This is a genomic window from Corynebacterium sp. Marseille-P3884, from assembly GCF_017942225.1.
GTDB lineage: Bacteria > Actinomycetota > Actinomycetes > Mycobacteriales > Mycobacteriaceae > Corynebacterium.
The window spans coordinates 160,759-173,867 of record NZ_JAGKSD010000005.1; the positions used below are offsets into that span (position 1 = coordinate 160,759).

At 63.5% G+C, this 13,109-nt stretch carries 15 protein-coding genes, 1 tRNA gene and 1 pseudogene; 16 read left to right on the forward strand and 1 reads right to left on the reverse strand.

Going from position 1 to position 13,109, the window contains the following annotated elements; genetic code table 11:
* The first annotated feature begins 18 nt into the window (after positions 1 to 18).
* The 16 genes from J5Y21_RS04690 to J5Y21_RS11660 all read left to right on the forward strand — a co-directional run bounded on the left by J5Y21_RS04690 (position 19) and on the right by J5Y21_RS11660 (position 11,905).
* Entirely contained in the window at positions 19 to 270 is a 252-nt protein-coding gene (locus J5Y21_RS04690; RefSeq protein ID WP_070478513.1) for a YHS domain-containing protein, read from the forward strand.
* 85 nt (positions 271 to 355) lie between these two features.
* On the forward strand, positions 356 to 691 hold the full coding sequence (locus J5Y21_RS04695) for a metal-sensitive transcriptional regulator (protein ID WP_070478537.1): 336 nt from the start codon (positions 356 to 358) through the stop codon (positions 689 to 691).
* A gap of 47 nt (positions 692 to 738) precedes the next feature.
* The gene (locus J5Y21_RS04700; RefSeq protein WP_070478515.1) at positions 739 to 1,884 is read left to right on the forward strand and encodes an NAD(P)/FAD-dependent oxidoreductase; all 1,146 of its coding nucleotides are present in this window, start codon (positions 739 to 741) and stop codon (positions 1,882 to 1,884) included.
* Positions 1,885 to 1,938: 54 nt separating this feature from the next.
* A complete protein-coding gene (locus J5Y21_RS04705) occupies positions 1,939 to 3,072 on the forward strand; it encodes an MFS transporter (protein WP_234461439.1) in 1,134 nt (377 codons plus the stop codon).
* 89 nt (positions 3,073 to 3,161) lie between these two features.
* Positions 3,162 to 3,491 carry a ferredoxin gene (fdxA, locus tag J5Y21_RS04710; RefSeq protein WP_070478519.1) on the forward strand — a complete coding sequence of 110 codons (330 nt, stop codon included), beginning with the start codon at positions 3,162 to 3,164 and terminating at the stop codon, positions 3,489 to 3,491.
* A 97-nt stretch (positions 3,492 to 3,588) separates the two neighbouring features.
* Positions 3,589 to 4,197: a YdhK family protein gene (locus tag J5Y21_RS04715; RefSeq protein WP_070478521.1), complete on the forward strand. Its 609-nt coding sequence runs from the start codon at positions 3,589 to 3,591 to the stop codon at positions 4,195 to 4,197.
* A 213-nt stretch (positions 4,198 to 4,410) separates the two neighbouring features.
* Positions 4,411 to 6,498: a heavy metal translocating P-type ATPase gene (locus J5Y21_RS04720; RefSeq protein WP_202032245.1), complete on the forward strand. Its 2,088-nt coding sequence runs from the start codon at positions 4,411 to 4,413 to the stop codon at positions 6,496 to 6,498.
* Between the two features lie 10 nt (positions 6,499 to 6,508).
* Positions 6,509 to 6,814 (forward strand): metal-sensitive transcriptional regulator, encoded by a 306-nt coding sequence (locus J5Y21_RS04725; protein WP_070478524.1) that lies wholly within the window; start codon positions 6,509 to 6,511, stop codon positions 6,812 to 6,814.
* Positions 6,815 to 7,225: 411 nt separating this feature from the next.
* Positions 7,226 to 7,552 (forward strand): hypothetical protein, encoded by a 327-nt coding sequence (locus J5Y21_RS04730; protein WP_083290898.1) that lies wholly within the window; start codon positions 7,226 to 7,228, stop codon positions 7,550 to 7,552.
* 234 nt (positions 7,553 to 7,786) lie between these two features.
* The gene (locus J5Y21_RS04735) at positions 7,787 to 8,305 is read left to right on the forward strand and encodes a carboxymuconolactone decarboxylase family protein (RefSeq protein WP_070478526.1); all 519 of its coding nucleotides are present in this window, start codon (positions 7,787 to 7,789) and stop codon (positions 8,303 to 8,305) included.
* A gap of 15 nt (positions 8,306 to 8,320) precedes the next feature.
* Positions 8,321 to 8,394: transfer RNA gene (locus J5Y21_RS04740), tRNA-Cys, on the forward strand.
* 146 nt (positions 8,395 to 8,540) lie between these two features.
* Positions 8,541 to 8,924 (forward strand): metalloregulator ArsR/SmtB family transcription factor, encoded by a 384-nt coding sequence (locus J5Y21_RS04745; RefSeq protein ID WP_228008270.1) that lies wholly within the window; start codon positions 8,541 to 8,543, stop codon positions 8,922 to 8,924.
* 2 nt (positions 8,925 to 8,926) lie between these two features.
* Positions 8,927 to 9,868, forward strand: coding sequence for a cation diffusion facilitator family transporter (locus tag J5Y21_RS04750; protein WP_070478530.1), 942 nt, complete (start codon positions 8,927 to 8,929; stop codon positions 9,866 to 9,868).
* A 120-nt stretch (positions 9,869 to 9,988) separates the two neighbouring features.
* On the forward strand, positions 9,989 to 10,603 hold the full coding sequence (locus J5Y21_RS04755) for a CueP family metal-binding protein (RefSeq protein ID WP_180965366.1): 615 nt from the start codon (positions 9,989 to 9,991) through the stop codon (positions 10,601 to 10,603).
* 94 nt (positions 10,604 to 10,697) lie between these two features.
* Positions 10,698 to 11,021, forward strand: coding sequence for a thioredoxin (trxA, locus tag J5Y21_RS04760; RefSeq protein WP_099299417.1), 324 nt, complete (start codon positions 10,698 to 10,700; stop codon positions 11,019 to 11,021).
* Positions 11,022 to 11,341: 320 nt separating this feature from the next.
* Positions 11,342 to 11,905, forward strand: coding sequence for a replication protein RepA (locus J5Y21_RS11660; RefSeq protein ID WP_246874944.1), 564 nt, complete (start codon positions 11,342 to 11,344; stop codon positions 11,903 to 11,905).
* On the opposite strand, the pseudogene J5Y21_RS04770 reads toward J5Y21_RS11660, so the two are convergent.
* Positions 11,889 to 12,982 (reverse strand): annotated as a pseudogene (locus tag J5Y21_RS04770) (IS3 family transposase); the annotation flags it as partial. The gene J5Y21_RS11660 and the pseudogene J5Y21_RS04770 overlap by 17 nt on opposite strands.
* Positions 12,983 to 13,109 lie beyond the last annotated feature (127 nt).

Sequence of the window (13,109 nt, forward strand, 5' to 3'; positions counted from 1 at the left end):
CAGAAGGAACACCAGAAAATGAGCAACTGCTGTAGCACGAACGAGACTAACCCCGCCGCCGAGAACGGTGGACGCGAGAACCTGCTCGGCGGGGGCGCCGATGACATGACCACCTGCCCGGTCATGGTCGGCACCCCGGTCAGCAAGAAGACCGCCGAGGCCGCCGGCCTCTACCGCGACTTCAAGGGCGAGCGCTACTACTTCTGCTGCGCCGGCTGCGGCCCCGCATTTGATTCGGACCCCGCCAAATACGCCGCCAACATGGCGTAATCCACCAGCGTGCCGGGGTGCCGCGGCACCGCTGCGGCACCCCGGCGCCTGATCGGAGCGAACCGACATGACCACCCCGACCTCAATGACCGAACCTCACATCGACACTTGCCCGGCGGGAGGCGACGGCGATCCGTCCGTCCACGGATACATCAGCGACAAGGCGACGTACCGCAATCGCCTGCGGCGCCTCGAAGGCCAAATCCGCGGCATCGATCGGATGATCGATGAGGACCGCTACTGCATCGACATCTTCACCCAGATCTCCGCAGCCACCAGGGCACTCGAAAACGTCGCCCTCGGACTGCTCGACGATCACCTCAAGCATTGCGTCCTCGACGCCGCCCTCGCCGGTGGACCAGTCAGCGAGCAGAGGCTCGGCGAGGCATCCGAGGCCATCGCCCGTCTCGTTCGCTCCTGACGCCCGCACACCAAATCGATCACGACCTGCAGCCCAGGAGTTTCCCTATGACCACACAACACGTCCTCATCCTCGGTTCAGGAGCAGCCGGAGCCGCAGCCGCCCGCACTCTCGCCACACGTGACGACGTCCGGGTGACGATGGTGACCCGCACCGGGGAGACGCCTTACACGCGAATGCTCATCAAAGGAATCGCGTTCGGCCCGACCCCGCCGGAGATGATCAAGCTCCCGCTACCTCAGATTGAGGTCATCGCCGACACCGTGCTCGATGTCGATACTACGGCGAAGCGGGTCCAACTGACCTCCGGCGCGCAGGTCTCCTACGACGCGCTCATTGTCGCGACAGGGAGCGTGCCCCGCTCTCTGCCCGCGGGTGTACTCGAAGGCGACGACGTCGGACAAGGCCGGGTCACTGCTCTGCACTCCTTGGAAGATGCCATGGGTATCCGCGATCTGCTGACCAGCCTGGCACGGCCGGCGCGAGTGACGATCTATGGCGGCGGAATCATCGCAGCCGAGACCGCTTCGTCGCTGCAAGCCGACGGACACATGGTCATGCTGGTCTCTCGCAGTTCTGTTCCCGGCATCGGAGCGTTTGGGGCGCCGGTGGCTGAGCGCCTCGCCGCTGACCATGCCGCCAAGGTGCAGACTCGATTCGGTCGCACTCTCCAGCATGTCGACGAAACAGAATCCGGTGTTGCCATCACCCTCGACGACGATCAACGCATCGTGGCCGACTTACTCCTCGTTGCGCTCGGCACGACGCCCGCAGCCCCGTCGCCGTGGACGAACGGCATCGACGTCGATGATCGCCTCCGTGCCGCAGCAGACCACGTCTACGCCGCCGGAGGTGTAGCTACGCATCACGACGAAGCACTGGGCGTCTGGCGCATCGACCATTGGGAAGACGCCGCCGCGCAGGGCACGCACGCCGCACAGGCCGCACTGCACGACCTCGACATCAGCGACGATCCGGGCACCTACCTGCCGCGCAGCCCCTACATGGCGCTGGTCTACGGTCAGATGATCTCCGGAGTCGGGTACACCGCTGGTGCAGACGCCCAGGTGGAAGCCGGCGAGGAGTTCATCGTGCGCCACGAGACCGACGGCACCGTCGTCGGCGTCACCGGCATCGACGCGGTCGGCACCGTCTACCAGTGGGGTCAGCAGCTCCACGGCCTGCAGGCATAGACGATGGCGGGCGACTATACGAGGCAGATCCCGCGGCGGGGTTTCGCGCTCGCGATGGCAGCGACCATTCTCATGATGGCGGCTGCCAGCGCGCCGTCGTTGTTCTACCCCCAGATCGCAGAACAGCTCGGACTCGTCCCCGTCGCCACCACACTCGTATTCGCGGTCTACACCTTCACCCTCCTGGCCGCGCTGCTCTACCTCGGACCGCTCTCCGATCACATCGGCCGACGTCCGGTCGTAACCGCCGGTTCCCTGGCGCTGGCACTCAGCCTGGCCATGTTCTGGTTCGCCGACAGCCTCGCGACACTCCTGGTCGCCCGCGCTCTGCAAGGACTCGCAGCGGGTCTGCTCATCCCGGCCCTGTCGGCGATGATGATCGACTTCGAGCCGCCGTCGCATCCGAACATCGCAGCCCTGTGGAACACGATCGGGCCGATGATCGGTCTCGGGACCGGGGCACTCGGTGCTGCGCTGCTCCTCGATCTCACCCCCGAACCGACAGCTGCGGTCTTCGGCCCGCTCGTGCTCGCCTTCCTCACCGTGGCAGCGACGGTGTGGAGCACACCGGAACTGGTCCCCAAGACCCGGATACGACGTGGCGACCTCCGCCCGCGGTTTATGGTGCCACTGCACCTGCGCCGCATGTTCACCGCCGGTGTGCCCGCGATTATCGCCGGGTGGGCGACCAACGGACTCTTCCTCGCGCTCGGAGCCGGCCTCGTCGGCAGTGAGCTCGGGGGCTCCACGCACACCCACGCGGGCATCGTCATCTTCGCACTGGCGATCTCCGGAATCACCGCCTCGTCCGTCCTGCAGCGGCGTTCCGCCCGCACCATCAGCCTGTATGCGACCAGCGCCCTGGCATTCGGCACCGCAGCGAGCATCGTCGCCCTCGCACTCGGTTCCTACCCGGCCTACGTCGTGTCGGTCGCGATCGTCGGTTCCGGGTTCGGCACAGCGTTCCTCGGGGTGCTGCGCACACTCATGCCCCACACGGCATCGTCGGAACGCGCCGCCGTGATGGCTGTGATCTACACGGTCGCCTACCTGGCATTCGGCGTGCCCACCATCGTCGCCGGGTTGCTCGTGCCGGTACTCACCCTGTCAGGAACGATGACAGTCCTCGGTGCGATCATCATCGCCCTCAGCCTTGCAGCCACCGTCCTACGCCTGCGCATTCCTTAGCCGGCCGCAGATCCGGCAGAGACTGACGACTTCTCCGAACTCCCCACCGACTCTCGCCGCCGAACCGCACCCGACCAAGAAGAGCAGCCATGACCTATGCGATCGCGCTTCCCTGCGCGGACGTCAAGGACCGCGCCTGCATCGACGAATGTCCTGTCGACTGCATCTACGAGGGCGAACGCTCGCTCTACATCCATCCCGACGAATGCGTTGACTGCGGAGCCTGCGAACCGGTTTGTCCCGTCGAGGCCATCTACTACGAAGACGACCTGCCCGACGAATGGTCTGACTACTACAAGGCCAACGTCGAGTTCTTCGACGAATTTGGTTCTCCCGGTGGAGCCGCGAAGATCGGACCGGCGGGCTTCGACCATCCCCTCATCGCCGCATTGCCCATCCAACATGAGCAGTCCCTCTGAGAAGGACAATTCGATCGATTCACGCCGGTACAACGCGCAATCCTTGACTAGTACCCCTGGGGGGTATAGGGTAGGTGTCATGATGAAAGGAGCTGACATGCAGAGGAGACTGCGAGCAGGGCTGGCAGCAGGAGTGCTCGGAGTGACACTCGTGCTCGCCGGTTGCAGCAGCGGAGCAGACGAAGACCAGCAGACCGACCCTTCGGCTACTGAGGAGCAGGGCCACGGCGGCGACAATGCAGAAAGCGGAGATGAGGAAATGGATCACTCGATGGAGCACCCGATGGACGGCGGACCGGCACCCGAGGGTATCGCCGAAGCCAGTGACCCCACATACCCGGTCGGCACAGAGGTACAGCTCACGGCCGACCACATGGAAGGCATGGACGGTGCGACAGCGACGATCTCCGGCGCATTCGACACGTACACGTACTCCGTGAACTACACTAACGCAGGTGGCGGCGACCCCGTCACGGACCACAAGTGGGTCGTGCAGGAAGAAATCGAGGATGCCGGCGACGAGCGCCTGACCGATGGCACAGCGGTGACGCTGCTCGCCAAGCACATGGAGGGCATGGAGGGCGCGAGGGCCACCATCGCTTCGTCCACCGATGAGACGGTCTACATGGTCGACTACGAGACGGACGGCATGAAGATGACGAACCACAAGTGGGTCGTCGAGAGCGAGATCCAACCAGCGCCCTGAGCCGACGTTCGCTTGCCCGGCGACCGGGTGAGCGGCATGGCTCGATGACGAAGGAGAAGAACGATGACGGACCCGAACTCACACCAGCACCACGGTCACGGAACCGATGCACCCGCTCACGGCGAGCATCACCACGGGTCTGTGTCCGCACACGCCTCGGCGGAGGCGCACGGCACGCACGAGGGCCAGCACACTGGACACCAGGGCCACGCCATGAACCACGGGCAGCACTCAGACCACACGGGCCTCGATGAGAACGGTGTCCACGGAGATCACAGCGGCCATGGCGGCCACGGAGATCACAGCGGCCATGGCGGCCACGGGGACCACGTTGGCCAGTTCCGCCGGCTGTTTTGGATCAACCTCGTCATCGCCATCCCCGCGGTCACCCTCTCGCCGATGTTCTCCATGCTGCTGGGCTACGAGGTCCCCGGCTGGGCGGGCTGGGTCGCCGCGGTACTGGGCACCGTCATGTACGTCTGGGGCGGCAGGCCCTTCCTCACCGGCGCCGTCAGCGAGTTGAAGTCCCGCAAGCCCGGGATGATGCTGCTCATCGCTCTGGCGATCACGGTGGCCTTCTTCGCCTCCTGGGCCGCGACCCTCGGGCTTGTCCATCACGAGCTGGAGTTCTGGTGGGAGCTGGCGCTGCTGATCGTGATCATGCTGCTGGGCCACTGGATCGAGATGCGCTCCCTGGCCCAGACCACCTCGGCGCTCGACTCGTTGGCTGCACTGCTGCCCGACGAGGCCGAGCGCGTCGAGGGCGAGAACGTCGTTAAGGTGGCCCCAGCCGACCTCGTTGTGGGTGACGTCGTGATCGTGCGCCCCGGCGGCAGCGTTCCGGCCGACGGCACCATCGTCGACGGCCGCGCCGACATGGACGAGTCCATGATCACCGGCGAGTCCCGCCCGGTCTCTCGGGGCGAGGGCGAGACAGCTACCGCCGGCACCGTCGCCACCGACTCCGGCCTGCGGGTGAAAATCACCGCCACCGGCGACGACACCGCCCTGGCCGGGATCAACCGGCTCGTCACCGAGGCCCAGAACTCCTCCTCCCGCGCCCAGCGGATCGCCGACAAGGCCGCGGCCTGGCTGTTCTGGTTCGCTCTCGGCGCGGCGCTGGTCACCGCTGTCGTCTGGACGCTCATCGGCATGCCCGACGAGGCCGTGGTCCGTACCATCACCGTACTCGTCATCGCCTGCCCCCACGCCCTCGGCCTGGCGATCCCGCTCGTGGTCTCCATCGCCACCGAGCGCGCCGCCCGCGGCGGCGTGCTGGTCAAGGACCGCCTCGCCCTGGAGTCGATGCGGCAGGTCGACGCAGTGCTCTTCGACAAGACCGGCACACTGACCAAGGGCGAGCCCACCGTCACCGGCGTCGAACCGACCGGCGACCTCGACGCCGACCAGGTCCTCGCCCTCGCGGCCTCGGCCGAGGCCGACAGCGAGCACCCGCTCGCCAAGGCCATCGTCGCCGCCGCCAAGGACAAGGGCCTCGCCCTTCAGCAGGCCAGCGGCTTCTCATCCTCGCCCGCCGTCGGAGTCACCGCGACTGTCGCCGGCCAGGAGGTCCGCGTCGGCGGCCCCCGGCTGCTTGAGGAGACCGGCCAGCACGAGGTCGGCACAGCCGAGGAATGGCGTTCTGAGGGCGCGATCATCCTGCACGTCCTCCGCGACGGCCAGGTGGTCGGCGGCCTCAAGCTCGCCGACGAGATCCGCCCCGAATCCCGCAACGCCGTCGACGCCCTCCACGCCCTGAGCGTCGAGGTCGTCATGATCACCGGCGACGCCGAGGCCGTGGCGAACGAGGTCGGACGGGAGCTCGGCATCGACCGCGTCTTCGCCGGCGTCCGCCCCGAGGACAAGTCCGCCAAGGTCGCCCAACTGCAGCACGAGGGCAAGAAGGTCGCCATGGTCGGCGACGGCGTCAACGACGCCCCGGCACTGGCCCAGGCCGACGTCGGCATCGCGATCGGCGCCGGCACCGATGTCGCCATCGCCTCGGCCGGGGTGATCCTGGCCAGCTCCGACCCCCGGTCGGTGCTCTCCATCATCCAGCTCTCACGACGCGCATACGGTAAGATGAAGCAGAACCTGTGGTGGGCCGCCGGATACAACCTCATCTCCGTGCCGCTTGCGGCCGGCATCCTGGCACCGGTGGGATTCGTCCTGCCAATGTCGATCGGCGCGATCCTGATGTCGGCCTCCACCGTGGTCGTCGCGCTCAACGCCCAACTCCTGCGGCGCATCGACCTCACACCCGAAGCCAGCACGCGTTCCGTCCTGGAACGCCAGAAGTAAGGACATGCCCATGTCTGTCGACACCGATTCTCATCAGCACGGATACATCAACGACAAGGAGCGCTACCTCGGCCGTATGAAGCGCATTGAGGGTCAAGCCCGAGGGATCGCGAAGATGATCGATGAAGAGAAATACTGCATCGACATCCTCACCCAGGTATCCGCCCTGACCCGCGCCCTCCAGGGGGTCGCGACCGGTCTACTCGACGATCATCTCAAGCACTGTGTGCTCGACGCAGCGAAGCTCAGCGACGAGGCGGCCGTCGAGAAGATACAGGAAGCCACCGACGCCATCAACCGACTCGTCCGCTCCTAATCCCGGACCCCGAGGCCGCGTTCCAGGACACGGCGGGAAGCCCTCACGACGCCCTCCACGCCTGATCCTCACCGACACGCCGTCCGCCCGCGATGCGCCCACTTTCGCTCAACGGGCCAGGCGAGCCGGCGCCCACGGCGTGCGCTTGCAGGCCGCGGCCGGGCTGCTGCGCATGAGTGCGGTGTACCAACGCCCCGTGGTCCGCTCGACCGCACCCCTACGATCCTCGTCCTTCGCACGCTCCATTCCGACCCCGAGCTGCAGTGCGACGTCACCGTCGAAACCCTGACCGCGACCGTCGACCCCCTGTCCCTCGAACTGCCGGAGACCTCGCTGGCACCCGCTTGGACCAGCGTCGAACCCCCACAACACGGGTGGAGATACATTGCGGACGTGTCCAGTCTGACGCTGATGCGTAGCGTCCGTGCCGGCATCGAGGCCGTGGCCCAAGCACTTCCCGACAAACCCGGCGACGATGTCGCCCGCAAGATCCGGGGCATGGTCTGGGGCACCCCGGACACAGCCCTCGCGTCGCTGCCACAAGGCGTCGCGTTCGCCGCCTACGTCTTCGGGTTCCTCAGCTCCGAAGGAGAGGCCGCGATCTCCACCGCCGGCCGCTGGACGCGGTTGACCCTTCCGACTGGACACGTACTCCTGCGCGGACCCGTCGTCTCTGGCCTCACCTCAATCCGCCGCACCCGGCCACGCGTCTCCGAGTCCTTCAAACCAATCGGATAATACTTGATACCCCATAGGGGTAAAGGGTAGGATTGGTGACTATGAGAGAGGCTGAACACGCGCACGCCACGTATGACACACCGCACCTGGATGCGGCCGGGATCGTGAGTCGGCAGCAACGCGAGTCCGGCGACTTCTACCTATTGACCGGTGTACATGCCGGGCATCAGCAGCAGGAACGCATCCCTGCGGGTTCAACCTCGAACTCGCGACCAAACTGACTAAGGAGGCATTATGCCCCGTTTTTCCCGATTGACCCCTGAGACCGCAGTGGGGAGCTCACGAGACTTGCTCGGCGATCTCGTCGAGCGGCACGGCGAGGTCGGAGACATGGTCTCGACGATGGCGCATTCCCCGGCGGTGCTCGGCGGTTATCTCCAGCTGAGCAAAGCCATGCGTCGCGCCAAGCTCGACCGCAAGGTCAGCGAGCTCGTTTCGATCGCCGTGCAGTCGCAGCAAGGATGCGGAATGTGCCTGGCCTCGCACATCAGCGCGGCACGATCACTCGGGGTCAGCGATAACGAGATCGCACTCGCCCAGCAGGGTACGGCGATGACCGGCCCGGTCGCGGCGATGATCGCGCTCGGCCTCCAGGTCTACCGTGAGCCTGCGTCGATCACCGACGAGCAGATCGACGAGCTTCGGGGGTTCGGGTACAGCGACCGTGAGATCTCTGATGTCGTCGGGGTCGTGTCGCTGAACATTCTCACCGGCGCCTTCAACCTGGTTGCCGGCCTCACGCCGGGCGACTGATCTTGCCGGCGACTTGGCGCCTTGGCCGAGAGGATAGGCAGCGGTCTGCAAAACCTTGTACACGGGTTCGAGTCCCGTAGGCACCTCCACTTTCCGCCGAATCCAATAAGGCACGCGTCGCAGGAAGCGGGCAGTCCACCCTCGGGCGCGCCGGAACCTCTGAGCTTCATTTCGCATCGAGCGACAGATCACACTCGACAATATCGTCATAGAGCGATATAATCGCTATATGACTATGAATCAACAAGAGGGGGCAACCCTCGACGAGGTGGCGACAGCAGCGTACGCCCACCTGTTCCAGGCATTTGCAGAACCGACGAGGTTGGCGATCGTGCAGCACCTCGCCTCGGGCGAGCACCGGGTCCGCGATCTGGTCGAGCACATGGGCCTGGCCCAGTCCACGGTAAGCAAACATGTCGGCTTTCTCGTTGAGTGCGGCCTGGCGACGATGCGCCCGGAAGGGCGCTCCACCTGGTACTCGCTGACACAGCCCGAACTCCTGCGTACCCTCGTCGCCGCTGCCGAATGCCTCCTCGATGCCACCGGCACGCAGGCCCTGCTCTGCACGCACCTGCGACTCCCACATACCCACCACGCGACAGATACGGAGAAGAAGTAGACATGGGCGCAGGACACAATCACGGCCCCGCAGCCAGCGAGACCGGGCACCCTGGAGATTTCCGCAAGAAACTCTGGATCGCATTCTCGATCACCGCGACGATCGTCGTCGCCCAGGCCATCGGCTCGGTCATCACCGGCAGCCTCGCACTGCTAACCGACACCGCCCATGCCATCACCGATGCCGTCGGCCTACTGGTCGCACTGATCGCCGGGACGCTGATGCTCAAGCCCGCCAACTCCAAGCGCACCTGGGGGTTCCGACGTATCGAGGTGATCGCAGCCCTCGGACAGTCGGCACTGCTGCTGGTGGTGGGCACGTACGCCGCCATCGAAGGAATCCGGCGACTGTTCGAGCCGCCGGAGGTGCCCGCAAGCGAACTGCTGATCTTCGGCATCATCGGCCTGGTCGCGAACATCATCGCCATCACCATCCTCGCCTCCAGCCGCGGTTCGAACTTCAACATGCGTGCCGCGTTCCTCGAAGTCCTCAACGACGCCCTCGGCTCACTCGGAGTGATCATCGCGGCGATCGTGATCTCCACGACCGGGTTCATGCAGGCCGACGCCATCGCCGGACTGTTCATCGCCACCCTGATCGTGCCTCGCGCGTTCAAGCTGATGCGCGAGACCACCGGCGTCCTCATGGAGTTCACTCCTAAGGGCCTCGACCTCGACAAAGTCCGCTCACACATCCTCGAACTCGACCACGTCCAGGATGTTCATGATCTGCACGCCTCCACTGTGGCGACCGGCCTACCGACCCTGACCGCCCACGTCGTCGTCGACGACGAATGCTTCACCGACGGTCATGCCGCCCAGATGCTCCAAGAGATCAAAGACTGCGTCGCAGGACACTTCGAGGTCTCCGTCCATCACGCAACCTTCCAGATCGAGACCGAGCACATTGCCGAACATGAACCGGAAGTCAGCAAGCACGACTGAACGCAGCGCCCCCTCCCGGGCTCGTACCGGGCGGGGCGCTTCCGCATCACACAGGTAGGCACTACCCCTATGGGGTACTATGGCCAATTGGCACCACGGGCAGGCACGAGAAGGAATCCCATGAAAAACCTCAGGTCATTGCCGAAGTACGGCGGGAAGAAAACCGCTGCAACCACCGTCGTGATCGGCGCTTTCCTGCTCACCGGATGCGCGGCCGCCAACGACTCACCCTCAGCCACCTCGGCCAGCGGAGCCGAGATTCTTGTCGAGAATGGTCTCGAAGGCCTCGACGTGCGGGAGCTGGTCGAAACGCTCGATGCGATCCCGCTGGACGATCGCACGGAGACCTTGACCACGTCGATCACTGCGGAGATGGTCACGCTCACTGATCAGCACGAGCACGCGACAGAGGTGCGGTTGCCCAGTGACGAGATCTACGTATCCGTTGCCCCGTATCGGTCGCAGACCCATGATTGCTACTACCACAGCCCGACCGGATGCCTGGGCGAGCTGCGCAACGCAGACGTGGCCGTAACGGTGACGGATGCGACGACCGGCGAGACGATCGTCGACGAGGAGTTGAGAACCCTCGACAACGGCTTCGTCGGGATCTGGCTGCCCCGAGGCATCGAGACATCGATCTCGATCACCCACGACGGCCAGACCGTCACCTCCGAACTTTCGACCGTCGGCGACGATGCGCAAACCTGCCTGACCACGATGCGACTGGTCTAAAACTAGCACCACGGGAATACCCCCACCGGGTAGGGTGTTGTGATGTGCGCGCGGTCTATCGCACGCGACGTGTAATAGGAAGGAAAGCAGTCCCATGAGCGAAGTCACCACCGTCGACACCCAGGCCTTCGAAGAGGTTGTGCTCCAGAGCGAGGTCCCCGTTCTCGTGGACTTCTGGGCAGCCTGGTGCGGCCCGTGCCGTGCGATCGCGCCGGTCCTGGACCAGATTGCAGCTGAGCAGGATGGAAAGCTCCTCATCGCCAAGCTCAATGTCGACGAGAACCCCGACATCGCCTCACGCTACAACATCAGTTCGATCCCTGTGATGAAGGTCTTCGACAAGGGTGAAATCGTGCGCGAGATCATTGGGGCGATGCCGAAGCCGCAGATCGAGCAACGCCTCGAAGGCATTATCTGAGGCTCGGCCGTCGAACCGTTCCCGAACTCCGCCGACCGTTGCGCGGCAGTTGATGGTCGCCCGACTCAGCGTGATTGCATACGTAATGCAAGACTGCGCAGTGCAACGAGCGCTTGAAGTGGCAGGACCCCGTTACCGAAGGCGGTCTTCTGCTGATTTGCAGTCAGTCCGCCCATCGTGTCGGTAATCCATCTGACTGGCAGATCCATAAGCCATTCCACGAACTCCGGCGACGGGCGTGGCCCTCTGTCCTCGTTCATATACACCAAATACACGGTTTGCAAGAAGTTAAGCAGTGTCACCAGAAAAGGGATTCTTCCATGGCACTGCCACCAGAAAAAATTGCTCAGCTTCAAGCAGCCCAAAAGACTGCCCAAGACCGAGAAGTTAATCAAGCAAAAGAACTTATAAACGCCCAAGACATTGGCTACACATCCAAACTCTTCGTCCAAGCATTATTTCCATACCGCAAGACCGACGAAGAAAAACGAGTCATAGAGACAGCACAAGGCCGAATCGTTGTCTACGCCGATGGAGGATTGCCCTACGGCAAATATCCCCGACTAATCATGGCCTACATCGTCACCCGTGCCGTGGAAAACGCAGGAAAGCTCAAAGCAGGCAAAATAGACCTTGAGCAAGCAGTCCGCATCCCTCTCGGACACTCCATGAACCACTTCCTCCAAGCCATCGGAGTAACTGGACGCGGCACAGGTGGCGCAACAGGGAACTTGGCCAATATCCGCGAGCAATTATTGCGCCTGGCTGATGCTCGCGTGACCGTCAAAGAGGACGATGGCGTACGCGCACGTGGTAAACACACTCAAATTATGGATGTGAAGCGTCCTGGGTTTAGTTCCGCTTCTTTTACGGCCCTGTGTTGATGGGCTCGGTGAGATAGTACTCGGTTTCTATTTCCTGTGGGGTGGCGTAGTCCAATGCTTCGTGAAGTCGCTTAGTGTTCCACCAATGCACCCACCGCAAGGTGGCCAGTTCGACTTCTCCGACCGACGTCCACGGGCCCTGGGCATGAATCAGTTCCGCCTTGTAGAGACCGTTGACGGTCTCCGCCAATGCGTTGTCATAGGAGTCGCCGACTGTTCCCACACTCGGGCGGATTCCTGACTCAGCTAGTGCGGTGGAATACTTCAGTGACACATACTGGCTGCCCCGATCGCTGTGGTGAATGAGCTGGTTTCCATGGATTCGCCCTGCAGTCGTTAACGCATGCTCCAAAGCCTCCATCGGCAGCGCGTCGGTACGCATCGTCGAGCGTGTAGCGACACCAACAATTTTTCGGCTGAATACATCCACGACAAACGCGGTATAGGCGAATCCTGACAGGGTGCGAACGTAGGTAATGTCGGCAACCCAAAGCCTGCCTGGTGCCTGTGCACGAAAGTTTCGGCGCACAAGGTCCGGGCGGTGATCCGGTGTCTTCGGGCTAATCGTTGTCACCGGGGTTCGCCCACGTCGGCGGCCGGAAACGCCTGCGAGTTTCATCAGACGTGCGGTCTTGTCGCGACCGATATGAAAGCCTTCACGGTTCATCGCGTGCCACATTTTGCGGATGCCGTAGACCGAGAAATTCTCCGCGTGTACACGCCGAATCTCTGGGATGATCAGGCTATCGCTTAAGGCCCTTGCGCTGGGAACACGAGTGGTCGCCTTGCGGTAGCCCCGGGAGGCGATGAATCCACGATCTGCTTGTTTAAGGACTCGGCAGATGGCCTCGACCCCAAATTGATCTTTGTACGCGTCGATGTAGGAGATCATTTGGTCGTGGGTCGGTCGAGTTCCGCTGCGAAAAAAGCCGAAGCTGTCTTAAGAATCCCGTTTGCTCGTTTCAGTTCGCGGTTTTCGCGGCGCAGACGCTTGAGCTCTTCTTCTATTGTTTCGCCGCCTGGCGCATCAGAATTGTCTCGTACTGAAGCGCTGTCACGGTACCAAGCCCGCAACGTGGAGAGTGTCCGATTGTTTGTGTGCGGGGGCTTGGTTTACAAGTAGTCCGCGAATCGGTCAGGGTAAGCCACGGCTAGTTGGTTGATGGCTTGTTTCCATCCGGTGGCTTTCGCTCCTTCAATATAG

Bases quoted from the DNA above. Each gene is read 5' to 3' on its own strand.
- J5Y21_RS04690 (WP_070478513.1), top strand. From the start codon at position 19: ATGAGCAACTGCTGTAGCACGAACGAGACTAACCCCGCCGCCGAGAAC.
- J5Y21_RS11660 (WP_246874944.1), top strand. From the start codon at position 11,342: ATGGCACTGCCACCAGAAAAAATTGCTCAGCTTCAAGCAGCCCAAAAG.
- J5Y21_RS04750 (WP_070478530.1), top strand. From the start codon at position 8,927: ATGGGCGCAGGACACAATCACGGCCCCGCAGCCAGCGAGACCGGGCAC.
- J5Y21_RS04755 (WP_180965366.1), top strand. From the start codon at position 9,989: ATGAAAAACCTCAGGTCATTGCCGAAGTACGGCGGGAAGAAAACCGCT.
- J5Y21_RS04700 (WP_070478515.1), top strand. From the start codon at position 739: ATGACCACACAACACGTCCTCATCCTCGGTTCAGGAGCAGCCGGAGCC.
- J5Y21_RS04725 (WP_070478524.1), top strand. From the start codon at position 6,509: ATGTCTGTCGACACCGATTCTCATCAGCACGGATACATCAACGACAAG.
- J5Y21_RS04745 (WP_228008270.1), top strand. From the start codon at position 8,541: ATGAATCAACAAGAGGGGGCAACCCTCGACGAGGTGGCGACAGCAGCG.
- fdxA (WP_070478519.1), top strand. From the start codon at position 3,162: ATGACCTATGCGATCGCGCTTCCCTGCGCGGACGTCAAGGACCGCGCC.
- J5Y21_RS04735 (WP_070478526.1), top strand. From the start codon at position 7,787: ATGCCCCGTTTTTCCCGATTGACCCCTGAGACCGCAGTGGGGAGCTCA.
- J5Y21_RS04720 (WP_202032245.1), top strand. From the start codon at position 4,411: ATGAACCACGGGCAGCACTCAGACCACACGGGCCTCGATGAGAACGGT.
- trxA (WP_099299417.1), top strand. From the start codon at position 10,698: ATGAGCGAAGTCACCACCGTCGACACCCAGGCCTTCGAAGAGGTTGTG.
- J5Y21_RS04730 (WP_083290898.1), top strand. From the start codon at position 7,226: ATGCGTAGCGTCCGTGCCGGCATCGAGGCCGTGGCCCAAGCACTTCCC.
- J5Y21_RS04695 (WP_070478537.1), top strand. From the start codon at position 356: ATGACCGAACCTCACATCGACACTTGCCCGGCGGGAGGCGACGGCGAT.
- J5Y21_RS04715 (WP_070478521.1), top strand. From the start codon at position 3,589: ATGCAGAGGAGACTGCGAGCAGGGCTGGCAGCAGGAGTGCTCGGAGTG.
- J5Y21_RS04705 (WP_234461439.1), top strand. From the start codon at position 1,939: ATGGCAGCGACCATTCTCATGATGGCGGCTGCCAGCGCGCCGTCGTTG.